This window comes from Altericista sp. CCNU0014, assembly GCF_044923475.1.
Lineage (GTDB): Bacteria > Cyanobacteriota > Cyanobacteriia > Thermosynechococcales > Thermosynechococcaceae > JAAURS01.
The window spans coordinates 5,554,741-5,579,745 of the sequence record NZ_CP137338.1; the positions used below are offsets into that span (position 1 = coordinate 5,554,741).

The window sequence follows — 25,005 nt, forward strand, 5'->3', positions numbered from 1 at the left end:
AAGATAAGGAGGTATTATTTTGGTCTGTAAGGCTATGATGCTTCTAAATCATGCCTTGCAGATTTTTTTGTCTCCTTATTTCAGTGGCATTGGTCTTGAAGAACGATCGCCCCTACAGCTCCATCCTCAGAATTGCGATCGCCCGTAATTGCTTTGCAGTAGCTGATACCGCTATTGTTGAGGTAGGTTGTTGTTACGGTGAGGGTGATTGTCAAGAATATTTATATATGTATTCCTAACACTTAAAATGCTTGGATAAAACAGGAAGTAGTTCATTGGCAATATCTTTGGGAGATGCCGTAGCCTTAAGCGGTAAATATTTTATGCCTTGCAGGAAAAATGGTAGATCATCATGTAAAATATCATGATTTACAATCGTTAGCAGAAGTATAGCTTGACCACCAGCATAACGATGAAGAAATCCCTCCATTTCTAATTTGCACCAGCTTGAATGCAGAAACGAGCGAGTAACGAAGAATAGCACGGCACCGGAGTCTCGAAACCAGATTCGACTGCGGACAATATCCCTTCACCATAATCAATAGATATTTTGTCATACCACACGGGCAAACCTTGATTAGTAAGATATGGAATAACATCCTCTACAAGGGTCTTGTCAGCTGAAGCATGACTTAAAAATACTGGAATACTTTTTCCTAGAGGTTTCATTGATATGACTTTTGCCATTTCACTTCTTTCTCTGAATGCGAACAAACTTTCTCTGGCTGTCTCAAGGAAAAATGAATCTGCTACTACTATTGAGTTGTATCTACGACCTCCCATTTCTGCCATAAGTTCTTTAAATGGTATATCTGGTCTTTGTCTTGCCCCAAGTTCAGCCATTTGATGCAACATTTTGTCCACTTGTCCGTCTTTAGGTTTGTCATAGCTCAAAGCAATGAAAAATTCTAAATTGTATGGATTATTATTTACAAATAGTGCACACATTGAGAGTTCGCTAGCATTCTGCTCATCTAGAAGAACTTTCAGCACATCAACAATTCGAGAATGTTCTCCATAGTCACACTCCATATATAGTCCCGTATATAGTCTCGACTATTCAAGTTGATCTCCACTTGCTTATAACTCTAATTGGGCAGACTGAATCAATATGTCCATCTCATCAGGTGCTTCGATCTTTATGTATGTATGTATATTTATCATGATTTGGATTAACTTGTCTCGGCTTCGTAGCTCACGCTTAAACTCTGCGTTTAGTTGAGCGCGTTATAAATGGATACTTTCTCCGCGCTTTGCTACTATTTAATCTTTCACGGATAAAAAGATTGCACCTCCAATAAAATTACAAAGACTTGGTTTGGCGATCGCTTGGAGCTACACCGAATTTCAATGGGCAGATGCTTCATGGCGCAAGACAAGGATAGTGATTGAGCGGCAACCATTGAGCCCCGAAATATTTGGTTAAACTCGTGGCACTTCCAACACAAATCAGTGCATAATGAGTATTATGCTTGACGTAACTCATAAAGTCTAGCATGGTAACACATGTGCCAAAAATACAAAGACAAACGAACAAAGCGATTTGCAGAGGGAGAAAGAGTTAAAGAATTTCAGGCATTTGAAAGACAAGCCTACAAACGTTTAGAGATTCTGGAAGCTGCGTCAAACAAAGAAACCCTCATGATGTTGCCTAGCAATCGCTTTGAAGCATTGGGCGGAGATCGCAACGGCCAATACAGCATCCGCATTAACGATAAATGGCGCATTTGCTTTGAATGGCCTGACGAAGAAGAGCATCCATCCAACATCGAGATTGTAGACTACCACTGAAGGAGAAACATTCTATGACACGTCCCGCAATCCACCCCGGCGAAATTTTAGCCGACGAACTCCAAGAGCTAGGAATGAGCGCAGCAGAACTGGCTCGAACCCTTCATGTACCCACCAATCGCATCACCCAAATTCTCAATGGTCAACGCGCCATCACCGCCGATACTGCCCTGCGACTCGGTCAGTGGTTTGGGACTGGCCCTGAGCTGTGGCTTAACTTACAAAAAGCTTATGAACTACGCTTGGCTCAACATCAAGTCGGACAAGAAATCCAACAAACCATCAAACGTCGCCTTCTGTCCCAAGAGCCTCAGTCAATTCAGACTTAAAGTTTCGGATCCCAATCCAATGGCTAGATATTTGGATCGTGAGGCGATCTCATTTGAGACTGTAAGCCTAAACGCGGGAAATATATAGATGGGGCAGATCAAAAATCCTCATCACGGATGACTGTCAATCCAAGATCTTTATATTCCGTCAGCGTTTCAGTTGCCACTGTCGAAGCTGTCACCAAATACGTCAGCGCCTGAATCGGCCCCACCACATAAGTCGCTGCCGTATCCAACTTCGCCGCAGTCGCCAAACCCACCACCTCAGCCGATCGCGAGATCATCGCTCGTTTTACGTGGGCTTCATCTAAATTCTGCACGCTAATCCCCACCTCTGGGTGCAGACTGCAAACCCCCAACAGACAAAGATCGGCCCGAATCATCCCCAATGCCTCAATCGTTGCAGCGCCCACATTCACCAACGCCTTCTTGTAAAGCTGCCCGCCCAACATCACCACCTCAATCTGCGGATGCTCCGCCAACGAGATCGCAATGGGTGGACTGTTGGTCACAATCGTCGCTTGTAAATCCAGGGGTAAATGCCGCGCCACCTGGAGCGTCGTCGTGCCCCCATCCAAAATCACCACCTGCCCCGGACGCACCAGCTTAGACGCCGCACGGGCGATTAGCTTACTGACTCTCAGGTAAGAACTAGCAATTCATTTAACTTATCCTTCAAATCTGGCGATACGGTCAGTGGTTTGTAAACTTCGCCTTCATAGGGATACCAAACATAGCCAGGACTAAAGGGCTGAAATGATGGAGCAGCTCCGCACGCTTGCCAAACCTTCTCCGCCAGAACCAAGCCTGGAAAACTGGCTTCAGAGATTTCTGTACTTAGCTCGCTGTAGGTTCTAAATTCATCAACTTCTACTCCTACCAAAGCGTAACGAAAAGGTGGAGCAGATCGCAGCCGTTGATAAAGCAAGAGACCCAATTCTGTCATTGAGTAAGCGATGTCTGGCGCATGGATTCCAATTTCACTGAGGTTATCAGGACAAACCCGACACCACCAATGGTCTTCAAAATCCTGAAAAATCTCAGTCTGACATCGGGACTGCATACCGATTGAAAGCGTCCAGGACAGTCCATTAAAGTGGTGAGCAAACTGCTCTACGGCACTCTGCTCTGCGCCACATTCAGCCGATAAACTAAATGTCCAAACCATTTAACTAACCCTTTCCCAGTTATTTTGGGTATTTGCTAATGCGGCTTCGTACTTTTCTAAGAGCATGGTGACTCTTGGCATAATGCTAACGTGTGTAGCGCTGTCTTGAACAGCCTCAAGATCGCCACTGATTTTGTTGTCTTCGATCTTCCACAGGGGATCTCTACCCATACCCCCGAAAGCTGAAGGTCTGCGAAAGGCAGGTAAACTCTCGATCGAGAGTGATGTGGACATCCCCTTCGTATTTCTAATGGCTACAACCACCAATACCCCTGTCGATTTGCGTTCAGCACCTAGGCACAAATACCCTTGGTCATCCAGCCAATCTTTCGGCATTTCTTCAACATCAATATCGATTCCTAGCCTGACACCCAAGAGCCGAGCACTACGTCCCACTTTGGGCTTACCATTTGCTTCAGCCATGCCTCGATAGTAAAGTTTTGTCACGGAACAGGGATGAATAACTCAATTTCAAGAGCATAGATCCAAAAGTCTTCAATTTGTCGGGCTACTTCGCCTTGAACCAATAACCCCATTTCCAGATGTCTACCTAATCCAGGAGCCGTCAAGTTGGCACTACCCACGTAAGCAGACAGACCATCCGCTACACAAAATTTTGCATGAGAACCCAGACGTTTAGCATCTGTCATGTTTTCCTTTGACTGAAATAGGCGCAAACGTCCCTGGGCGTTTTGGCGGAACCAAGTGGTATCCAGGGTTTGTAAGCCTTGCCCCGTACCAACCACATCCACATTGACACCTCGTTGCAATGCGGCCCGTAAAGCATCGGCCAAGGTGCCACTGGACAGTCCGTAGCCAGCTTGCATAAAGGGGGCAGCAATCACAACGTATCGTTTTGCCTGAGACAGAAGTTGAGTCAGCACTCCCAACGTCATCCGGCACTTCATCCGGTGAGCCAAAGCTGCTCCATAGGGTTCTGGAGCGGTGATGACGAGTTGAACTTGGAAATCTGGCATATCTTGCTAGGAGTCAAAGAGAAGGATCAAGATAGCCGATTAGGTTCTTGTCCAATGATCGATCTTGACCACCAAACAAAAATGAGCGTCCCAAGTTAAGGTTAAAAAATCGACAACTAGTTTCAGCCAGATGGGTACAGGCATGACAACTAGATTCCCGTTCACGGCAGACGGGATCATATACGCAGCGTCGGGCATTTCGCACGGCATTGAGCCATTCCGCCAGAGATTGTTCAAAGAGGGCAGTTAATGCGCCGATCGTGGCACCAAAGCGATGATTACAGTAAATAGCAAAGGTGAGGGTTCGGGGCAGCAGGTACTCTGATAGGCTGGTGCGATCAAGTCCGCAGAGCAGGGCAGCTTGGCGAACACAGAGATGACTAAGGGTATGAAGTAATCCAAAGACCATTCGTGCTTCAGGTGAATCGCCCTGCAATGTTTCCCGCAGAGGCACATCCTCGAACAATTGAACAAAGTAAGCACGACGAGCAATATTGGGATCGCTGCCATTCGGCATGGTTGGCTGATAGCCATTGCGCTGGAGCCAACTATGCACTCTGTCTGGATTGAGGCTAATCAGCAGGGCATCGGCTTGAACTTTATCGACGTAGATGGGTAGCTTTCCGCCATGATCTCGTTCTGGCGGAAAGGGATTTAAGCGGCATTGATTGGGGGTTGTTTCAGCACGGGTGTAGCCGTAGGTAGCAACGATCATGGGGAAGTCAGTCACCAAATCTAGCTGGGCGAGTCCCATTGACTGAGCAGTTTGTTGGGCAACTTGAGCATTCTGGATTTCCTGCGTGGTTGGCGGTAGTTCAAATAGTTTTTTGGGTCGCCCATTTTCCAGCGGCATGATGGTTTCCAGGATTTCCTGCCCTACTTGCCGCCAAGTTGTTAGGGGTACTCCAGTTTGGGTGATGAGTTGTTGGGCGATCGCATCTGGTGCATGTTGCTGCTGCTCTTGCTGTCGCTGCTGTCGGAGGGCTTGAATCTCTGCAACGATTTGTTCTGGTGATTTATTTGGGGACATCAACGCATCCAGATCGGCATCAGAATACGATGCACTTGGGTTAATTTGTTGATTGGCAGCAGATAAGTTGAAATCCTCTAGAGGACGGTTGGTGATTCCAAAGAACTTAGCAGCAGCGATCGCTCCCCAATCCGGTAGGTTGAAAAATGCATCAAGCTGGCGACGCGGGATGTTAAGAAGAGTCGTCGTTTGACCGTAGTAGGTTCTCCCAGCTCGGTGAACCTCAATGCTCATTTCGCTCTCTCTTCGATTGGTTGGTTGAGTGTTATTAGGTTGCTGAGTGTTGCTCGGCTGATGGCAGACCCTACATAGCCCAGGATACAAAGATGCTTTTCTGCCATTGCATTGAGAATTACGACAGACCCAACGGAAATTAGAAATCCGTTCACTTCCACGAGTATCTAGAGCCATGTGATTAGGGCTTCGACATTGCTGACACAACGGAGGTGATAGTGATTCCAATGCCCCACATTGATGGATTTTGACAAAGCGAAGTTGGAGTAATTTTCCGGTACGGCAAACTGAACAGGTTGCTTGTTGGGGTAAATTATCGCGATTACTATAGTCAAAAACTCTGCCACAGATACGGTTATCACACCAAAAAACCTTGGGAAACAACTCAGCATCTACGTTTTTGGGTTCTAGTAATATAAACTTGCTAGCATCATCTAAAATCCTATCTGGCAAGCCTGGGCGAAACTGCTCATCCCAACCTCTTGCTTCCTCTTGAATCTTGATCAACAGCATTCTGATATTTAAGTCATTGCGCTGCAATCCACGAATTTGGCTAACACGGGAAATGACTCCACCTTCAAAGTCAAATGTCCGACCCGGCAAATAGTTAAACAACACTTGTTGTTTACCACGGTTCATCTTGCGTCCCATACTTTCCTCCACCTATGACTTTTAAGATCTTGCTGCCCATTGAGTTCCGCCACTGTCTAGCTCAATGGGAATCGGTTCATCTACATCTCGTAGACTTGTCATCGGTTGAGGGATTAGAACTCCCGAAATGAACTTTTCTGCTGAACCAGCACTGATAATTTGATCTAAAAACTGCTGCACTTGTAGGCGAATTTGATCTCGAAAAGCCTGTTCACTGACTGAACCAACCGCTTGAACCAGATAAGCTCTTTCCAAGATTGGGATAAATTGATTGATATCCAAATTGCCCCTAGTGATTTCTTGTTTCACGAAGTCCAGCATGTAGTAACTATTTGGATTATTGATGCCAGAGCGATTCGCAATTAATTGGAGGAGCACACCCATAAATAACCCTGGTAAAGTACGGTTCACACTGAACTTTGCCCAACGATTAATTGCTACAGGTTCGACGAGTTGACCTAGGAATTCATGGAACTTCACAAAATAGGTGTAATGGCTTTGATCGCGTTCCCGTGCTGGGTGTAAGCAGTTGAACACAATCCCAACATGGGAGCGTCCGACCCGGCTAGATGCCTGAATGTATTCTGCATTTTGGCGAGGCATTCCATAGAAAATCATGCCATTGAAGCGATCTACATCCACACCGTGACTGATCATGCTGGTTGCCAGTACCGTATCGGCAGTCAAGTTAGAGGTGCCTGTCTGTTCCAGTTTTTCTAAAATACGGGTTACTTCGTCGGTGCTAGTACCGCCTGTTAACTGAGAAATCTCCAATTCCAAGTCTGGCTGCAAATTAGGGTTGACATCCCCATCCAGATCAACTCGGATTGAATCAAGTTCACGATTAGCCAGAAAATAGGTCAAGGAAGTGATGTAGAAGTCCATCAAATGATGCCATTCTGAGCTTCCAGGATTCAGCCTTCCTCCATAAGGATTTGGCTCACTTGTTTGAAGACTCTTCAGATAATGGGTTTCACGGTGATAGAACTCGATCAATTCTAAAATTGTGTTAAAGATTGTCTTATTGTGAGGCAAAATACCGACAAATAATCTAGATGGATAATCTCGGGTCTGAGCGTAGAACGATTCTTGCAAGTTGGGACCAAGCCCTGGAAAAATCCTTGCCTCATCACGTCCATAGAGATGTTTAACTTGTCGCTTAAAAGCTTCGATCGTGGCAGATGAAGCAATGACTTTCAATGTTGGAGAACTTAGGTCAAATTCTTGTTGTAGTTGCTGGGTGAAGGTTTCATAATGCCCATCAAAGGTTCCTAGACCTTCTTTGAGTAAATGGAGTTCATCCTGAACAAAGAGAGTGGGGCCAGACAACCCTTGTGGCCTTCCAGGTCGAAGTAGTTGTCCTCCAGAGCAGTCTTTTTGGCAACATTTACCTTTGTAGTAGTGGTGCAGGGTACAACGCCCATCGACCTGTCCAAATACTTGGGATAACTTACGTTGATTGCCCAAGCTGGCTAGTTTGTCAATCGTACCAACAACCACGCACGGCAAATAGCGGTAAACTTCATTGTCGATCACATAGATGGGAATCTCCCCATTGGGAAATGCACAACAGGGTTGGGTACAACGGTGAATGATCCTTACTGAGTTGGGGTCAAAGTCTACTTGAACTGTTGAGGTACGACAGGACGGGCAGGAAATAACTCGTTTCCACCGCTGACGGGCATTCGCATCATTGGCTTGACTCCAGGAAACAGAATTTTTGGGGTTTGCGTAACGGTAGGTAGGGCTGACAAGTTCATTAGGCGTGGCTTCTGCACCGACAAAGTAGCCAACAGCAAATTTATCGATATCTCCACCGCTTAAACGAGTGTCTTGTTGTTCCCTCCGCACTAAATCAGCAACGCCAATCACGTCTGCCATCCTTTGGGTTTGCTGGAGCGTCAATAGTCGCAAGGGGAACCGCGTCCAAGCAGTCACTCCAGCCGTCTTTCCACGCAAACGGTCAAAAAAGCAATGGAAGACGATTGTGCCTAAGTAAGCTTCAGTTTTACCGCCACCTGTGGGGAAGTAGATGATATCAACCATTTCCCGTTCAGCCACATCTCGACTTTTGGAATCTGTAAGAGCAGCAATGCCAGGAATCTGGCTAATCAGAAAGACAATTTGAAATAATCGCCAACTTTCCTTACGCTTTTCTAATCGAGGGTTATCGCCTAACCGACGGAAGCTTTCGCTAGTTAACTGAAATGCCAGTTTGACATCAGGGTTTGTTCGGATTAGTTCACAACCCCGACGAAAACGACGAATTTCACCCTCATATTGTTGAAAGTCTTGATCAAACTCGTTACCAAACTCAGCTTCCCAATTTGGGTTTGTGGCAATGTAGTTTTGACGCTTATCCTCCCATTGCTGTCTATAAGCTTCCATTTCAGTAACAATGGTTCTGAGAACTGGAATGGGATCGCTAGCAAGATCCGAAAATCTAGCAGGAGGATTTGTTTGGGTTTCATAACGCATCTGCGTGTAGATCGGCGTGTGAGTCGTTTTAAAAACGTCTGCATCTTCTCGCTCTACCGCACAATTAAATCCGCGTCCCCAGAGGTCTCGGTTATAACGAAATCCACGAGGAGCCAGTTCCAGTTCAAAGGGCTGTACTGTTGCATCTATGAATATAAAAGTAGCTCGGCTATCGAAAAGAAAAGCCTCAATATTTGGATTTTCCGCTTGCGGCGAAGCATTGACAAACTCGATCGCCGCCACCTGATCAGTTGAACCTAACTCGTCGTTTGGGCGCACTTCGGAAGCAATCTCCCACTGCCAAGCTGGAACCACATCGGTTTGCAGCGAACGCAAAGAAGCCTCGTAGTCTGCTTCAGATGTAAGGGCATCTTCTCTCACCCTGATTTTCTCATCAGGCGATCCAGCTGTTCGTACTCGATCAGGATCACCCAGAGTAACCTGCTGTGCCCTAGTTGTTTCCTGGTCTAGGGCTGTCTGTAGATTACTAATATCACAGCTCCAATCACCAGCCGCATCACGACGTAAAACAACTTCACCAGCAGCCGTACAAGAAATCTTACGATACCGAATTGCTAGAGAATCTTGAGGAAACCTGCCACGGCGGCGGTCTTGGCTCGATTGCACTACTTCAGGGGACTCCACCTCAGCCCGTTGTTCTTCTTGTTCTTGCTCAATCTCCAGGGTATGGTCTGCATCCTCTGGCTCTTCCTGGGTGCTGACTACCTGCTGGACAGTCGAATTAGAAGCAGTTATGCTTGCTGTAGAGGTGGCTCCCAATGAGTCAGAATCATTCTCAGGCTCAATTATCTGCTGTTGATGCCTGCGTTGTTGAGAAAAGGTCGGAAATACTCGGTAGTAGCATGACCACTGGACTTTGACCTGAATGGTAACTTCATCGCCCGCATGCTGAAACCGAAACTCTGCCCCAAACGCCACAGGAGCCAGTTTATTAATCAACTCGCCTAAATCGCCATCCTCAGGGCGTGGTCGCAGATTCCCAATGAAATAAACATCGCGGGGAGCATTTCGCAAGCACTCATCTTCGTTGCGTCCGAGAGCGCGATCGCAGACTCGCCTAGTTAAGTATCTGGCCAGGGCAGTTTCTTCATCATGTTGAGTCCATGCGGTATTAGTCATTCCGAGCTAATCCTCTCAAATTTTCCTAAATTACTGCGCAAAAACAATCCTATGATAGGCTGAACTTTTTTTATTTGGAGAATTAATAAAGAATTACGAAAATCATCAAATGTGATTCCTAGTTCAGAATCAATCACATCATCATATTTCCCTCTAATTGAGTCAGACACCTGCTCCTCGATCCAACTATTCAACCGACGAGCCAGGGATCGATGTAAGCCACGTAATCGTTTTGCGGCTCGGTCAATTTTTTGATAGTGAGATTGGACAAAATTCATCTCTAAAATCTCAGCTAAACGGCGCAAATCATCTGCATCCTCTGGACACAAGATATTTCCTGATAACCATCCTCTCAAAGTCATCGGATGGGTTAGAGTACTTCCACGGCGCTGCATCTGCCAGAGCAACTCGTCTAAGTTCCGCACGCCAAGCAGCCGCCATCTTCGATAGGCTAATTCCAAGTCCTGCTGCCATCGTCGGATCAGTGCTAAATGCAACTCAATGGTAGGATGTCCATGAACCTGCGAGAGAATCAAGTCGTAGAGACTCTGCCTACGTTGATCAGGAATGGCAATTACGCGGTCATTTGGCTTCAATACCCGTATATAACGCTTGTCAACCTGCTGCCCCTTTGCACCCGTCACAATCACATTAATCATATCGTCAGGTGCAAAACAAACATGCCAGTCGTGCTCAAAGTGAATTTCAATAGCACTTTCACACCAAGATTCTTGTTCTAATGCAATACCCATCTCCGAGTCTTCTTGAAACTGGACCTCTATACCCAGTCCATCTTCCATCAAAGCTTGTTCTGATTCTAACAGTCGTGCTATTTCACTAACAGGATCTTCTGGTTGCCACAAGGGTTTAATTCCAATCGATCTTGGTTTGGTAATATTTCCTGCATCCAGCCCTGATAACTCATTCAAATTGAGTCTTGGGGGTATTAAAGGAAGCTCCTGAGGCACTTCAAGACCACTCAGTTGACTCAACAGAGTAGCCATATCTGAGATATTAGGGCTAAGTCGCTTTGCCCATTGAGTGACTTGACGTGCAAGCGCAAGAGTCTGATGACCATACAATAGAAAGTCAATATTTTGCTGTGACAGCACAGATAATAGCTTGGGTGTCAACAACGGGCTGGGTAAACCAACAAAAATCGGATGCCAACGTAATGTTTTATCAATAGCGAGGAAATTTAGAGGTTCTCTCAAACTTAGAGAAAGCTCATGCTGACATTTCAGCTTCTGAAATTCATCCAAACTGAAAACCCAGGTTCTGACAGCATAAAGATCTTCCTCAGTACGGTTATGCCGCGCCAATAGCGCCAGCAAAAACAACTGCTTCCTTGCCCGACTAATAAAAACGATGAAGCGAGCTTCTCCAACGGGTGGTTCTTTTACTACTAGATCGCACAGAGCCTGCCAAAGAGGAGATCCTGCATTTTTAATGTGTTCGGCTACAACTTCTAAGAAAGCATGAACTTGTTCCAATCTTGCAGCTAAGTTTACAATGTTATGGTTACAAGCCTCTCGGAAATGTTCACACTCATCGGATAACTGCTTCAAGGACTTCAGACCCCAGAAGCTCGTTGCCTCGGTTTCATAAAATTCAAGCGGAACCGATAATGACTCCAGTGCCCTCAGATATTTCCAGTGAACTCGAATGGCATCTTTGGCAAAACGTCCAGATGCAATTTCAAATGTACTAGCTAACAGACGATTTGCTTCCCGCAAGGAAATTGATAGTTTATTAGCACTTGCGCCCTCCAGAACGACAGGTTGAATTTGAGTAGTCTTATCAGGGTAAAGATACAACTGAAGTTTGCATTCAGGTTGAGATGGTCGGGCAATCTCCAACATTGGCTGGCTTGACCATGTAAAAACTTGACCATATTCAGCAAATTTACCAGCACATTCAGATAAAGGGTTTTGTCCCCACGCCAAAATGGGTATCTGCTTTTCTAAACTGTATTTTAGGAGTGGTTCCAGCCATCGTAGGCTCTCAGCATCACTACAGTCGATCGCAATCCACTGAGGATTATGCTGTTCTATAGCAAAAACAGGATCGACTGGGGAATAAATGGTTATTACCTCCGGTAAGGTAATAGGCTGAGCCTCACTGAACTTTTTAGTCTTTTTGCCTTTGCCAACATTTTGTTGCTTTTTCCCAATATTCTGTTGCTGAAAAACTTCAGATAGATTAAGTTCCCAAGCTTTGCCCTCTATCCGTACTTGCGAAAGCTGCGTCCGAACCCCGATCGCTGAGCCAAAGTAGAGTATTTTCTGCCGAATACAACCATCTTCACCTGATTGCTGTATTCGTGAGTCATACCACGATCGAATCAGAGCGGTTGCAAACAGAAGAGAAGGTCGGCTCGCTTGGGAGTCAGAAAGAACGACAAATAAACGAGTACAATGCCTCAACGCAGCACATACTAAACGCGCACTGTATTCATCAATTTGATCGGGAGCTTGATTGCCAAACCTCAACCGTCTTTTCAGCCACAGCCCCTTAAAAATATCATCGTCGCATCCTGGTAGATTCGCAAAAGCTTCTTTTAGCCATGTCCAGATCATGGGAGGCGACCTTAAAACTCGATTAGTTACACCGTCTTCAATAATTTCTATGAATAGAGTTCCCTTTGATTAACATTTTCAATCATACCAAAATTGGAAATGCAAGAGTTCGCTAATGCTTTTATCAATCAATAAACTCATCAAAACTGTACCGAACTGATCCCACATCACGATTGCCTGATTTTGCAAGACGTATCAAAAGATACAATTGTCACCCACCCATCCACACTCATATTAGGGTAATGCTCTAGCAAAGCTTTCTGTAAATCGGTCAAACTGGAAAATCCATCCTTGACTGCATCACCTTCTGTCAGACATCTGAAACGAGTGTGTTTAACATCAGTGACATTAACTGATACAAAGTCCCCTGTCTTGGCATTTAGAATGAGAAGTCCTTTGTTAAACTTTAGGCGACCTTTGCGAATGGTGCTACATTTCTGTCCTGAGCGAACCGCAGATAAATACTTGACAGCTATACTCAAGGTTTGCGCTGAGGAATTTGAACGTTGTGCCGAAAAAGGCTGAAGAAATTCTGAACCACTCATTACTCGATGCTCCCAGGCAGTGGTGAGTTGAACAACTTGATCTGGGCACAGTGCCCGTGCAAAAACTTCTGGTTGTGATGATGCTACAATTAATAAAGCATTTAATTGTCTTGCAATTTTTTGTAACCGATCAGCCACAACATTTGCTGTAACAAGATCGAGGGTTGCACAAAACTCATCAGCAATCCAGACATTATAGCCTCCAGCAATTAACTGAGCCAATTTAGCGCGATACTGCTGACCATTGCTTAATTCCTCAAACCGCTTCAAGTATACAAAGGCATCTGATAAGCCTACAAGTCCCATCAAATGAAGTGCGGATCGGATATCCCGATTACCGATTACTTCAATCAGTGCCTTTTGGGAACGAATTGCCGCAAAATTTCCCACGCGATAGTTGCTTGGTATCTGAATATCTCCTGTCAGTCTGGTACACGTCCCTTTTGTGAGCAGGTTTAGTAAAGTCGTTTTACCCGATCCAGATGAGCCTGTGATTAGGACAACTTCACCAGGATTCAACGTTAGGTTCAAATGGCTTAATACCTTATGACTAATATCATCAGGAGAAATACTAAACGCTTGATGAATAGCATGGGTTTGTTGTGTACGTCGAACATTTGATTGATAAGTTAAAGATATGCCCTGAAGATGAATGGATTCTTTGAGAGGTTCCAAATCAATTGTTGGTCTGACATGTCCATTTTTAGGAGAAACCTTATTAACTCTCTGCCTTAAGAAATCTTCTGAATCGGGAACAAGACCCTTCAAATACGTTGGTTTGGGAAGACTGACAATATCATGAAATAGATTAAAATCTTTCAAAACTGATTCATGGGATAATTTCTCTAATCGTTCAACCAATTCCCTTATCGTCCAGCCTTCTTCCTTCATTAAAAGAGCTGCTCGTCTCATGCGAGAAACCTGCTGATCAATAATGCCACAAGACTCTTCCTTGACAATTTCTCCATCTTGTACTCGTTGGAAGTTCTTGAGTAGATAAGCCATATCTTTTGCGACACGATTTAGATTACCTTCAGTCTCTCCAATGAAGACCATCCCAGCTTTTTGCGCAAAAGGAACAAACTTCAGCATGTCCGCAGAAATTTCTAAAAAGTAGGGTTTAATATTAGCAATTTGCCAACGATTTCGAGCAAATTCAGCAGCATGTTTAATGAGCAATTGTCCTAGTCCTAAACCACGGAATTCAGGATAAACCACACAACGGGCAATACGAGCAATGACATGGATATAGTGCCGACTCGTTTCTTTATCCCATGCCTCCCATGAAATATTCTCAGCTTGAAATGGGGCATCCAAAATAGATTTACGAGCTGTGTTCATATAGAAAGAAGTTGAGATCTCTATATATCCGATTATTTTAGGGTAAATGGGATGAAAATTTCTGATAACTAGAGTGGCTGTCCGCCCAAAAAGTGTACGACTGCGGTAGTGGAACTCAGTCAAAGCTTGATAGGCTGATAATTCCTCAGGCTCTGTAATTTCCTTGACAACAAACTGTAATTCCAGTCCTCCTAACTGCAATAACTCAAGTACTTCATAAACAGGGAAGATTTGCGCCTTTCCATTTTTGCAAATAACCCAGGCAGCACTTTCAGTAAGTTCTACTTGATCACCCTTTGTAATACAAGCAGAGCGTGGGACCAGAAGGGTAGTATCATCGTCAGCAAAACGTACTTCTTTAAGATGCTTACGGGGAGCGATCATCTGAACTATTCGCTGTCTTACAGGCTTCTGCATTAAACTGCAACTTTGTTCGCTCAAGTTTTTATGTTTCCAGGTTTCAATCTCTGATCTTAAAAATTCCCATCGTTGTCCATATTTCCAGCCAAAGATTGCTCCATTCTGTACGAGTGTATAAACTGATGGTTGTGAGATTCCTAAGTACTCAGCGACCTGCTTTACGGTCATATTTTCTGTGGAATCTATACCCATCTTATTCTCGTCTCAGCCTCATTAATAAACTGTCCGTCAATGATTCTAAGCGATTGAGGATATTACAGGTGTAAACTTTGGCTACTTGTCAGATTATTGATTTAATCCCAAAGCCTGATAGTTAGATGGAATCTCGAATTAGCTAAATTCTCTAGGTAAGTCCTGAGAATCTAACTATACTCATGGCATTTAGGAACTCAGACTAAGCAGATAATGTTGACGTATCCGCCTCGATCAGTCGGTCAAGCGTGCCAACAATCTAATCTACAGAGTCTTGCTGTGCACCTCAAGATTTACAGACGATGAGCACATATCTGACTGTATATTCACCCCAAGTTTTCTGATCTACAGCAAAGGTTAGCATATTCACCAAAGCCATCTTACCGAAGTCCATGAATGTCCATGCCGAACCCGATCGCCTCACCCCACTTCATCCCGAATAATCGTAATATCCAGATCCTTGTACGCTACTAGCATCTCATGGGGCACCGTTGCCGCCGTCACAAGATAGGTCAGTGCTTGAATCGACTCCACCACATAGGTCGCCGCCGTATCCAACTTCTGTGCCGTCACTAACCCCACCACCTCCGCAGCCCCCTGAATCATCGCCCGCTTCACATGGGCCTCATCTAAATTCGTCACACTAATCCCCACCTCTGGATGCAAACTGCAAACTCCTAGCAGACAGAGATCTGCCCGAATCATCCCCAACGCCTCAATCGTTGCAGCGCCCACATTCACCAACGCCTTCTTATAAAGCTGCCCACCTAACATCACCACCTCAATCTGTGGATGCTCGGCCAACGCGATCGCAATGGGCGGGCTATTGGTCACAATGGTCGCCTGTAAATCCAGGGGCAAGTGACGGGCTACCTGGAGCGTCGTCGTGCCCCCATCCAAAATCACCACCTGCCTCGGACGGACTAGTTTTGCTGCCGCACGGGCGATCGCCTCCTTCTCCTTGGGTGCCTGTTTCTGGCGATCGGCATAACTAGCCGTGGCTGGAGACTTCAGCAGCGCCCCGCCGTGAACCCGTTGCAACAGCCCCGCCTCCGCCAATTCCCGCAGATCGCGACGGATCGTATCCTCAGAGACCTTGAGATCCGCGCTCAGCTCAGAAGACAGCACCTTCTTGTCCTTGTTCAGGATCTCTAAGATAAATTGTCGCCGCTCCGCCGTCAGCATAATTGAGTTTTCCCGAAAGTGCGTGTTTGGCCTTGAAAATGCGCATTTGTGAGTTTATACTTATTCAGTATTACCTATTGAAACCGTTCTTTCAATCTAGATCGTGCACAAACGTGCAAATATTCGCCCTATTCTTTGAGAAAACCCGATGAGTCCCAATCTTGCTTTCCCAATCGACCTCAGCGCTTACCAGCCCCTTAAGCTCGATGCCTCCAAGCCCACCCTCACGGACGAACAGCGCTCCATCCTGAAAGCCAACATTCAACTGTGCCGCGATGCGATCGTGTTTTTCACCGCAACGGGTGCAGCCAGAGGCGTGGGCGGTCATACGGGCGGGCCCTACGATACCGTGCCTGAAGTCGCGATCTTGGATGCGCTGTTCCGAGGCGGCCCAGACCAGTACGTGCCCATCTTCTTTGACGAAGCCGGACACCGCGTTGCCACTCAATATCTGATGGCAGCCCTCCACGGCGATCTGCCCGTCGAAAAATTGGCCCATTACCGCGAAGCCCATTCCCACCTGCCTGGACACCCAGAAGTCAACTTCACGCCCGGCGTCAAATTCAGTTCCGGTCGCTTGGGTCACATGTGGCCCTACGTAAACGGCGTGGCGATCGCCAACCCTGGCAAAACTGTCTTTTGCCTCGGCTCCGATGGCTCCCAACAAGAAGGAAACGATGCCGAGGCTGCACGGCTAGCAGTTGCCCAACACATCAACGTCAAGCTGATTATCGATGACAACGACGTAACAATTGCTGGGCATCCTTCCAACTATCTTCCTGGCTATACGGTTGCTAAAACCCTTGCCGGACAAGGCATCAAAATCCTCGAAGGCAATGGCGAAGACTTAGACGATCTCTACCGTCGCATCTGCGAAGCCGTGAACACCCCTGGTCCCGTGGCAGTTGTCAACAAACGCCCCATGTCCGTCGGAATTGAAGGATTGGAAGGGAGCACCCACGGCCACGATGTGATTTCGGTGAAATTGGCGATCGCCTACCTCGAAAAACGCGGTTTGACCGATGCCGTCGCCTATCTCAAAGCCATCGAAGCCCCTAAAAATCCTTATACCTTCCAAGGTTCGGGGAGTACCTGGGATTCCAATCGGAATGTGTTTGGCGATGCGGTCGTATCCGTACTAGATGGCATGAGCGAAGCCGATCGCAAAGCCAATGTGTTGGTCATCGATAGCGATTTGGAAGGGTCTTGCGGGCTGAAGAAAATTCACGATGCCCACCCGGAAGTCTTCATTCCTTCCGGCATCATGGAGCGGGGCAATATTTCCGCTGCCGCTGGGTTTGGAATGCAAGCTGGGAAGCAAGGGATTTTTGCAACCTTTGCGGCCTTCCTAGAAATGTGCATTTCAGAAATTACGATGGCGCGGTTGAACTACTCCAACCTGCTCTGTCACTTCTCCCACTCCGGCATCGACGATATGGCAGACAATACCTGCCACTTCGGCCTCAACAACTTCTTTGCTGACAACGGCCTCGATGACGGTTACGAAACCCAGCTCTATTTCCCCGCCGATGCAGGGCAGATGAAAGCTTGCGTCAAGGCAGTCTTCAACAATCCTGGGCTGCGGTTTATCTTCTCGACTCGCTCCAAAACGCCTAATATTCTGAACGCTCAGGGCGGCGATCTTTATGGCGCCGACTACACCTTTGTCCCTGGTAAAGACGAAGTGGTAAGAGAAGGTACCGCTGGCTATATCGTCAGCTTTGGCGATGCCCTTTACCGCGCTGCCGATGCCGTGGAACGCCTCAACCAAGAAGGAATTAACGTTGGCCTCATCAACAAACCGACGCTGAATGTCATTGATGAAGCGATGCTTGCCAAGGTTGGCGCTGCTCCCTTCGTGCTGGTTGTCGAAGCGTTTAATCGCCGGACAGGCTTGGGCAGTCGGTTTGGTTCTTGGTTGCTGGAGCGAGGGCTAACGCCTAAGTTCGCGCACCTCGGCACCCATAAGGAAGGCTGCGGCGGTCTGTGGGAACAATACCCCCATCAAGGGCTGGATCCTGACAGCATCATGAGCAAGGTGAAGGAATTGGTGAAATAACCTTTCTTCTTTGGAGAGATGGTTTGAAAAGTTGCATAGATATTCACTCGCCCCCTTGTATCTTAAAAGTTCAGAACTTCCAAAAACTGGAGGGCTGAGGGGCGAAGGCAGAAATATATGGCACTTTTCAAACCGCCTCCAAACGTTCTCCTTTAGCGGTGACTAGTCACCTTTGCATTCCCTCCAGCGGTAAAATATTATCTAGAAAGGAATAACTTTGCGAACTGACAAGTCAGCGCAAGCTATCGCTGAAGAACTTGCTGCTCTGATTGCGGGGTGCGACCGTTGCCAATCAAATCGCAGTATCGGCTTTTTGCTCAGGCGATCGCCGCAAGGCAATGGGTTGAGAACTAGGCTGGGTATTTTGCTGCTACGGTACATCAAGGTTCAGTCTGCGGCGATCGCGCTTGCTGTTGTTTCCACTCGTCGGTCAATAGCCCTGAAAATCCCCAGTCTTCGTCTGCAATTTCTTGAATGACAATGTGGATGTGGTCTGGCTTTTTGCCAAGGATCCGAACCAGCGAATCCGTGACTTCTTTCACAAGTTGAGCTTTCTGCGCTCTCGTTGCGCCTTTTGCGATCTAGATGTTGACGTAGGGCATAGGGATTCACGAAATAATTACAAACTTACAATTATTTTGCCAGCCGTTTGGTTGGATGCCATATAGTGCATTGCCTCGGGCAGGGATTCTAATCCTTGGAATTGGCGATCGATCGTGAGCGGGAATGAACCATCGGCTAAGCCAGCCGCAATAAAGGCTTTGGCGCGATTAAAGGCGGCTTCATCGCCCACTAAGCCAAGATGACGATTGCCCGTAAAGTCAAAGACTTTGTAGACATGGAAGTGAAATGTTCGGGTAAAGGCAGTCCACCACGGAAATCCGCCTAAATTTTCCACATCCAAGGCCCCGTAGACAATCCAATGCCCTTGAATTTTGACAGCTTGGGCCAGTTTCTCGCTCAACGCTCCAGCGACCGCAGCATAAAGATATCAGCACCTTGTCCATTCGTTACTTCCATTGCCCGCGCGATTAATATTTTGCGAAAGCTTAAAATCAGTGGGGCTTTCGCAAAATATTAACCGTCAGTCAACCAGCGTCTGTAGTCCAGACAATGGCCTTAGCACTGCACAGATTGAGTATTCACCTTGAACAACCGAAAGGGTTTTTCGGTGCGATCGACGCCCCCACTAAACCGGGGCAGTCGATGCACCTGGGCAACAGGAAAGTAAAGATTCCCATCTCGACCCATACTGCCGCCATCGGGCCAGGTCAAACGGCTATCCTGTACTAAAGGCTTTAGTTGACCATTCGGGCAACGCATTGCGATCGCATTCTTTTCGATGTCGGCCAGATACAAAATTCCCCGACGATCCACAGTCATCCCGCCGCTAGCCACCGTTTTCCCCAACCGTTCCACGCGCTGACCCAAGTCGGTTTCGGATAGCCTTGTATTCCGTAAATCTGCTGTGCGAACGCGCAGAAGATTGGGGCCATAGGTTGGTTGGAAGTAGAGCCAGGTGCCATCGGGACTGAGGGCGATCGCGTTGGCATGGGTTTGGGGCACTCGACCGTCTGCGTCCCTCAGCTCTCGTCCTTCTACAACGGGGACAATCGTCGGATCTGATTTAGTCGAAGGGTGATTGGCCAACACCCGCCGGGCTTGTCCAGACTTTAAATCCACCACAATAATTGCGCCCAAACCGGATTCGGTCAGGTAGGCATAACCATCCCGCACTTGCACATCATTGAGCGTACTGCGGGCAGGGGCAATCTCCGGGCTGAAATTATAAACACGCTTCACCTGATTGGTGACGAGATCGATCTGCACCAGTTTTGGACCACCGGGAATCACGGGCTGACCAAAGCGCGGTGAGGCTGAATCAACGACCCACAGGTTGTTCTGAGCATCGACTTGGACGCTGTTGACATTCACAAATCTTCGCTGGGAAGATGCGCCCGGTGTCCATTGATTCCAATCATCACCCGGAAATGCGCGCACTGAACCATCCGGCATCACCTCTCCCACTGATGGGGTGGCATCTCCCAACCAGCGGGGGAAGGAAGCAAAGATTCGCCCTTCCGCAGAAACAGCAACAACATTCCAGAGTCGAGGCGATCGAGCCACCTCTGTCAATTGGGGCGTAGGTTGTCCGATCGCAGCTCCAGCCATACTTCCCTTAAGGAACAGGCCGCTGGATAAGGATAGAAGGGCGATGGCGCAGAAAGAAGCAAAAGAGCGTTTCATGAGATATCTCCTGAAGTTTATTGTTGTAAGCAATTTCAATCGAAAATTAACAAAATAGACCAGTCTATTCAAAGCGGCCACAAAGAGGAGAGTGCTGAGCCATTGAGGCTAAGGTTCCGGCTCCACAGAGCTTTGGGGGCTATGGAATGCCTGGTGAGATGCCCAGTTGAATGTCGGACTATCGTCCAGGTTGACCTTTCGTGCCCGTCCAGACGCGGAAAATTTGGTAGGGGGGTGTACCGCCATCCTGGGGTTTGCCCGTAAAAATTGAGGCCCGATGCAGTTGGTTAATATTGATGTAGAGCCAGGAATCAGCACCGAAGCGCACATTATCTGCCCAGAGAAAGCGCTTGTCCTGCACAAGACGAGTGAGTTTTCCATCCTTGCTGAGGGTATCGATCGCATCTTCCGGCAGGTTGGTGATGAAATGATTCCCCTCAGCATCGGTACTCACACCATCGGAAATCGGTTTATTTCCTACCACCTTGACGGCTTGTGCCAACTGCTGGTTTGTGGCACGTCCCCGGAGGAGTTTAGCGGGTAGACTGTACCATTTAGTGCCCGTCATTGCTCCATAGAAGAGCGTTTCCCCATCCGCTGAAAGGGTAATCGGATTGACGCCAATGCGGGCTGGATTCAGTGAGCCATCGGGACGGCGGAAGGAGAGTTTATTGCCCTCTACTACCATGTCAATATTCTCAGCTTGTAACGACGGATGTCCTTCCCAACGCCAAACTTTACGGTTATTTGTGTCCACCACTAAAATGCCTGCGCGATCGCCACTATCGGCAAGATAGACAAACCCCGTTTTGCTATCCACAGCTAAATCCTGCAAAATCTGATTGTCCGGGGCTGCTGCCTTATCGAAATCCATCCGAAAAACGAGTTTGCCTGTGCTGATATCAAAGGCAAACAGTTTAGGTTGGGCGGGGGCCTGGTTATTGGGCATCCAGTTGCCGTGATCGATCGCCCAGAGGCGATCGCGTGCATCAATGGCTACTCCATGGGCGGTATTCAATACATTTTTGCCACTTCCCGGTGCAGCATTCCAGGCGGCGTTAGGAAACGGTTTCCATTTGTTTTTCCCTGGTAGGATTTCAATCAACTGTGCCTGTCCGCGACGCATGCCGTGGACGCTGGCAAAGATGCGCCCGGTGCGAGATACGGTCACATTACCGGGGGTAATGTCCAGATCCGCCACTAACTCTAATTGGCCAATGCGGGGTGAGGCCGCCGCTTGCTCGGAGTGAGGTGGCGATTGGCCAGTGGCCGAAGGGACTGAAATGAGTACAGAGGTCACACCCGTCAGAGCGAGGGTGGACAACAGACTCAGTACTTGCTTTGAGGTCTGTTGCATAGAAATTCTCCTGGGAGCTGCTAAAGGGTATTGGCGAGCACTAAACTGCCCTGACAGGCTTCTTATCACTCGCCTAAATTTAGAATAGACCAGTCTATTCTAAAAGTAAAATCGTGATTTCCAGTAGTCGAGCATCGAATATATCTATTGTTGATGGGGAGTTTTAGGGGCAAATATACAGGTTCAAGCGATCGCCGTTTCAGCGGGGTGTTACTTCAGAATTACGCCAAACATGAATTGGATATAGTTCTGCAAGGGAGCATCGCTTTTACTCAGTTTCATTTGTAGCAAAGCCCCCTCCCAACTATTCAAGCAAAACTCCGCTAGGTCTTTCGCCTGGGTTTTGGTAGAGATTTCCCCAGCATCCTGTGCCAACTGAATACAGTCTGCAAACTGCTCTCGCCAGCGATCGGTCGCGGCTTGTAAGCGCACTCGAAAGCGATCGTTTTGGTCTGCCATTTCCTGACTGAGGTTGCCGAACAAACAACCTTCTCGGTATTGCAGCGTCTCAAATTCCTCTAGCTTAAAGGTGAAGTACCGTTTCAGTCGATTCAGTGGACTTAGGCTTGTGTCTCCTAGGTACTGCTCCACAATGCGATCGTGCATTTGGGAGTCATAGTCAATGATGGCTAAACCGAATTCTTCTTTACTGCTAAAGAAATGATAGAACGAACCTTTGGGTATACCCACGGCCAATAGAATTTCTTGAATCCCAGCATGGTTGTACCCTTTTTCTACAATAATGCGTCGCCCTGCCTTAATCAGAGCTAGCTTTGTATCCTCTTTAACCGCGACTTTTGCGCTCACAATTATTTTTAGTAGACCAGTCGTCTCTATAGTAATCAAAGTTCTCTTGCGTTGTCAAGGTTGCATTCTAGAAACTAGAAGATCGTTGCGGAAAATAGCAGTAAATTTCCTTTCGATGTAACACAGGCACAAATATAACGGCCTCTTTATCTTTTCCTAGTAGGCGATCGCTTTGCGATCGCGCCAAAATTTACCACTCTCGCGATGAGAGGCTTCTGTCGCCAACCAAATTGCGGTGTCTGCTCCCTGTTCGGGCGATCGCGGTGCTGATGCTCCACCCATATCAGTTCTCACCCAACCGGGGCACATGGAATTGACCGAAATCCCTTTGGAGGAAAGGGATTGAGCCAGCATAGTCGTTGCGCCATTCAATGCCAGCTTCGAGAGACAATAGCTGGGTGACGTGGTTGTCAACCCGTCAAGGGCACCCATTCCGCTGGAAAGATTTATAATTCGGGCGTCCTGGGATTTTTCTAAGAACGACAGCAACGCTTGCACGAGGCGAATTACCCCAAACATGTTGGCATCCATGGTTAAATCTAGCTTTTCACGAGAGATGGTGAGAATATCCACACCATTGTCTGGGTGAAGGATGCCAGCATTATTAATCAACACATCCAGTCGATCGAACCTTTGGTATAAGATTTCTACCGCGTGGCGAATTGAGCGATCGTCGGTTACATCTAGCTCAATTGGAATTACAGAGCCTTGTAGTTTATCAGCAGCCTGTTTTGCGCTATCTAGCGATCGCGCGGTGATAATGACTTCGTAGTCTTTGGCGAGGAGTCCTTGGGCGATCGCGTATCCAATTCCACGATTCCCGCCTGTCACCAATGCTCGTTTCACTGATGTCATTTCCATCAGGTATACCTCCTATTGTTTTTAACTTTCTCGGAAATCACCTTGACTGTAAGTGCGGATATATTCATCTATGTCGGTTTCGTTGATTGTCATTGAGGCTTTCAGATTACTCGCTGACAATTTTGACTTCATCTGGATTTAGCTGAATGGCAGCAGCAGCAATATTTTCTTCGAGGTGGCTAATCGTAGTTGTTCCTGGAATCAATACGATATTAGGAGCGCGATGGAGCAACCATGCGAGAGCAATCTGATTGGGTTTTACGTGATGCTGCATTGCAATGTCAGCCAGGATGCCTTCTGTCTTTGCTAGGGGTGTGCCTTGCTTTAATGGATTTGCACCCAGCGGTCCCCAGGGGATAAAGGCAATATTGTGCTGAGTGCAGTAGTCGAGAATGTCTTCCCCCGTACGATCGTTGATACTGAACCGATTTTGAACTGAGGCGATCGCCACAATTTGCCGCGCTTCTTCCAGTTGTGCCAACGTCACGTTAGACAAACCAATATGCCGAATTTTGCCCTCGCGCTGGAGTTCAGCTAGTGCGCCCACCGAGTCCGCAAACGGCACCTGAGGATCGGGGCGATGCAGTTGGTAGAGATCGATGCGATCGCGTTTCAATCGCCGTAAACTCGCCTCACAACCCCGGCGAAGATTCTCAGGATTTCCATTGGTGCGAATGTTATCGGGTGCGGGTTTGTCAATGCCGCCTTTAGTTGCGATCGTCAGATTGCCAGAATAAGGATGCAAGGCTGAAGCAATCAATTCTTCATTGAACCCTGGCCCATAGGCTTCAGCCGTGTCAATGAAGTTAATCCCCAGTTCAACAGCACGTCGAAGCAGAGCCTGCCCACTTTCCCAATCGGCATAGGGGCCAAAGTTTCCCGGTTGTCCAGTCAGCCGCATCGCACCGTAGCCCATACGATTGACCTGTAAATCGCTTGCGATCGCAAAGGTTGGAGAAACAGATGTAGCACGATTCATCGCTATGACTCCAGGGGTGAGTGTTCTGCTAACGGCGTCACAACCTAGATCGAATTGCCGTTGTTGCCAGACATGGATGGCTCAATCTTGCTCAGGAAGTGTGCCGCGATCGGCTCTGCCAAAGTCACTTCATAAGCACGCAACACCTGTTTAACGTAGGGCTGCTCAAAGTGACTATCCAACGCGGCTTGACTCTCCCAATTTTCGTAAAGCACAAAAACGGTTGGATCGTTGGCATCCATTAACAAATCAAACGTGATGCAACCTGCTTCGGCGCGGGTAGGTGTGAGTAAGCCCAACAAGTCTTGCTGCATTTGCTTTTCCATTCCCGGTTTTGCTTTAATCCGAGCAATTACTGTTAGAGGTGTCATGGGATTTCTTGAGTTTTCTAATTGTTTGTTTTTCTAGTAGTCAATCCAACTGTGAAGCATCTCTTCCTACAAATCTGACGAATCCCCAACAGATAAATGCTCGTGAACCAATCGCCATCGATCGTTCATGCGTTTCCAAACGTGTGTGCCATATTGACGCAGGAAGTATTCATATCACATTTTATTTTCGCGTCGTTGCGTATCGATTAATTATGATACGTATCGTATTAGAATAAAATTCAGTTGTCAAGCCCTTCTGTAAAA

At 47.2% G+C, this 25,005-nt stretch carries 23 protein-coding genes; 3 read left to right on the plus strand and 20 right to left on the minus strand.

Going from position 1 to position 25,005, the window contains the following annotated elements:
- Positions 1-80 precede the first annotated feature (80 nt).
- Genes R6H26_RS26460 through R6H26_RS26470 form a run of 3 tightly spaced genes read right to left on the minus strand, consistent with a single transcriptional unit; the run spans position 81 to position 993 of the window.
- A complete protein-coding gene (locus tag R6H26_RS26460; RefSeq protein WP_404786892.1) occupies positions 81-215 on the minus strand; it encodes a hypothetical protein in 135 nt (44 codons plus the stop codon).
- A gap of 20 nt (positions 216-235) precedes the next feature.
- Positions 236-430, minus strand: a complete 195-nt coding sequence (locus tag R6H26_RS26465) for a hypothetical protein (RefSeq protein WP_404786893.1) — start codon at positions 428-430, stop codon at positions 236-238.
- Between the two features lie 2 nt (positions 431-432).
- Positions 433-993 carry a toll/interleukin-1 receptor domain-containing protein gene (locus R6H26_RS26470; RefSeq protein ID WP_404786894.1) on the minus strand — a complete coding sequence of 187 codons (561 nt, stop codon included), beginning with the start codon at positions 991-993 and terminating at the stop codon, positions 433-435.
- Positions 994-1,506: 513 nt separating this feature from the next.
- On the opposite strand from R6H26_RS26470, the gene R6H26_RS26475 reads away from it, so the two are divergent.
- Both R6H26_RS26475 and R6H26_RS26480 read left to right on the plus strand, forming a co-directional pair.
- Positions 1,507-1,791: a type II toxin-antitoxin system RelE/ParE family toxin gene (locus R6H26_RS26475; protein ID WP_404786895.1), complete on the plus strand. Its 285-nt coding sequence runs from the start codon at positions 1,507-1,509 to the stop codon at positions 1,789-1,791.
- Positions 1,792-1,805: 14 nt separating this feature from the next.
- Complete coding sequence (locus R6H26_RS26480; protein ID WP_404786897.1) at positions 1,806-2,120, plus strand: HigA family addiction module antitoxin; 315 nt, start codon at positions 1,806-1,808, stop codon at positions 2,118-2,120.
- A 98-nt stretch (positions 2,121-2,218) separates the two neighbouring features.
- Here the strand turns inward: R6H26_RS26480 and R6H26_RS26485 are convergent, their stop codons facing one another.
- From R6H26_RS26485 to R6H26_RS26525, 9 genes are all read right to left on the minus strand, one after another.
- Positions 2,219-2,779 (minus strand): DeoR/GlpR family DNA-binding transcription regulator, encoded by a 561-nt coding sequence (locus R6H26_RS26485; RefSeq protein WP_404791458.1) that lies wholly within the window; start codon positions 2,777-2,779, stop codon positions 2,219-2,221.
- Positions 2,761-3,288, minus strand: a complete 528-nt coding sequence (locus R6H26_RS26490; protein WP_404786899.1) for a hypothetical protein — start codon at positions 3,286-3,288, stop codon at positions 2,761-2,763. The genes R6H26_RS26485 and R6H26_RS26490 overlap by 19 nt, the downstream gene beginning before the upstream one ends.
- Entirely contained in the window at positions 3,289-3,711 is a 423-nt protein-coding gene (locus tag R6H26_RS26495) for a hypothetical protein (protein WP_404786901.1), read from the minus strand.
- 20 nt (positions 3,712-3,731) lie between these two features.
- Positions 3,732-4,265 (minus strand): phospholipase D family protein, encoded by a 534-nt coding sequence (locus R6H26_RS26500; RefSeq protein WP_404786902.1) that lies wholly within the window; start codon positions 4,263-4,265, stop codon positions 3,732-3,734.
- Between the two features lie 13 nt (positions 4,266-4,278).
- Entirely contained in the window at positions 4,279-6,180 is a 1,902-nt protein-coding gene (locus tag R6H26_RS26505; protein ID WP_404786903.1) for a hypothetical protein, read from the minus strand.
- Positions 6,181-6,201: 21 nt separating this feature from the next.
- A complete protein-coding gene (locus R6H26_RS26510) occupies positions 6,202-9,798 on the minus strand; it encodes a helicase-related protein (protein ID WP_404786905.1) in 3,597 nt (1,198 codons plus the stop codon).
- Positions 9,795-12,377, minus strand: coding sequence for a DrmE family protein (locus tag R6H26_RS26515; protein WP_404786907.1), 2,583 nt, complete (start codon positions 12,375-12,377; stop codon positions 9,795-9,797). Before R6H26_RS26515 ends, R6H26_RS26510 begins: the two co-directional genes overlap by 4 nt.
- A gap of 167 nt (positions 12,378-12,544) precedes the next feature.
- Positions 12,545-14,875, minus strand: coding sequence for a GNAT family N-acetyltransferase (locus tag R6H26_RS26520; protein ID WP_404786908.1), 2,331 nt, complete (start codon positions 14,873-14,875; stop codon positions 12,545-12,547).
- A gap of 420 nt (positions 14,876-15,295) precedes the next feature.
- Entirely contained in the window at positions 15,296-16,060 is a 765-nt protein-coding gene (locus tag R6H26_RS26525; protein WP_404786909.1) for a DeoR/GlpR family DNA-binding transcription regulator, read from the minus strand.
- 148 nt (positions 16,061-16,208) lie between these two features.
- Here R6H26_RS26525 and R6H26_RS26530 point away from each other — a divergent pair, with 148 nt between their 5' ends.
- Positions 16,209-18,119, plus strand: coding sequence for a transketolase C-terminal domain-containing protein (locus R6H26_RS26530; RefSeq protein WP_404786911.1), 1,911 nt, complete (start codon positions 16,209-16,211; stop codon positions 18,117-18,119).
- A 380-nt stretch (positions 18,120-18,499) separates the two neighbouring features.
- On the opposite strand, the gene R6H26_RS26535 is transcribed toward R6H26_RS26530, so the two are convergent.
- The 8 genes from R6H26_RS26535 to R6H26_RS26570 form a co-directional block, all read right to left on the minus strand.
- Positions 18,500-18,700: a 4-oxalocrotonate tautomerase family protein gene (locus tag R6H26_RS26535; protein WP_404791460.1), complete on the minus strand. Its 201-nt coding sequence runs from the start codon at positions 18,698-18,700 to the stop codon at positions 18,500-18,502.
- Positions 18,701-18,738: 38 nt separating this feature from the next.
- Entirely contained in the window at positions 18,739-19,083 is a 345-nt protein-coding gene (locus tag R6H26_RS26540; protein ID WP_404786913.1) for a zinc-binding dehydrogenase, read from the minus strand.
- Between the two features lie 155 nt (positions 19,084-19,238).
- Positions 19,239-20,366 carry an L-dopachrome tautomerase-related protein gene (locus tag R6H26_RS26545; protein ID WP_404786915.1) on the minus strand — a complete coding sequence of 376 codons (1,128 nt, stop codon included), beginning with the start codon at positions 20,364-20,366 and terminating at the stop codon, positions 19,239-19,241.
- Between the two features lie 178 nt (positions 20,367-20,544).
- Positions 20,545-21,723 carry an L-dopachrome tautomerase-related protein gene (locus tag R6H26_RS26550; RefSeq protein ID WP_404786916.1) on the minus strand — a complete coding sequence of 393 codons (1,179 nt, stop codon included), beginning with the start codon at positions 21,721-21,723 and terminating at the stop codon, positions 20,545-20,547.
- Between the two features lie 210 nt (positions 21,724-21,933).
- Positions 21,934-22,530, minus strand: a complete 597-nt coding sequence (locus tag R6H26_RS26555) for a TetR family transcriptional regulator C-terminal domain-containing protein (RefSeq protein ID WP_404786918.1) — start codon at positions 22,528-22,530, stop codon at positions 21,934-21,936.
- A 156-nt stretch (positions 22,531-22,686) separates the two neighbouring features.
- Positions 22,687-23,391, minus strand: coding sequence for an SDR family NAD(P)-dependent oxidoreductase (locus R6H26_RS26560; protein WP_404786920.1), 705 nt, complete (start codon positions 23,389-23,391; stop codon positions 22,687-22,689).
- A 106-nt stretch (positions 23,392-23,497) separates the two neighbouring features.
- Positions 23,498-24,370 carry an aldo/keto reductase gene (locus R6H26_RS26565; RefSeq protein ID WP_404786921.1) on the minus strand — a complete coding sequence of 291 codons (873 nt, stop codon included), beginning with the start codon at positions 24,368-24,370 and terminating at the stop codon, positions 23,498-23,500.
- A 44-nt stretch (positions 24,371-24,414) separates the two neighbouring features.
- Entirely contained in the window at positions 24,415-24,741 is a 327-nt protein-coding gene (locus R6H26_RS26570; RefSeq protein ID WP_404786923.1) for a putative quinol monooxygenase, read from the minus strand.
- Between the last annotated feature and the right edge of the window lie 264 nt (positions 24,742-25,005).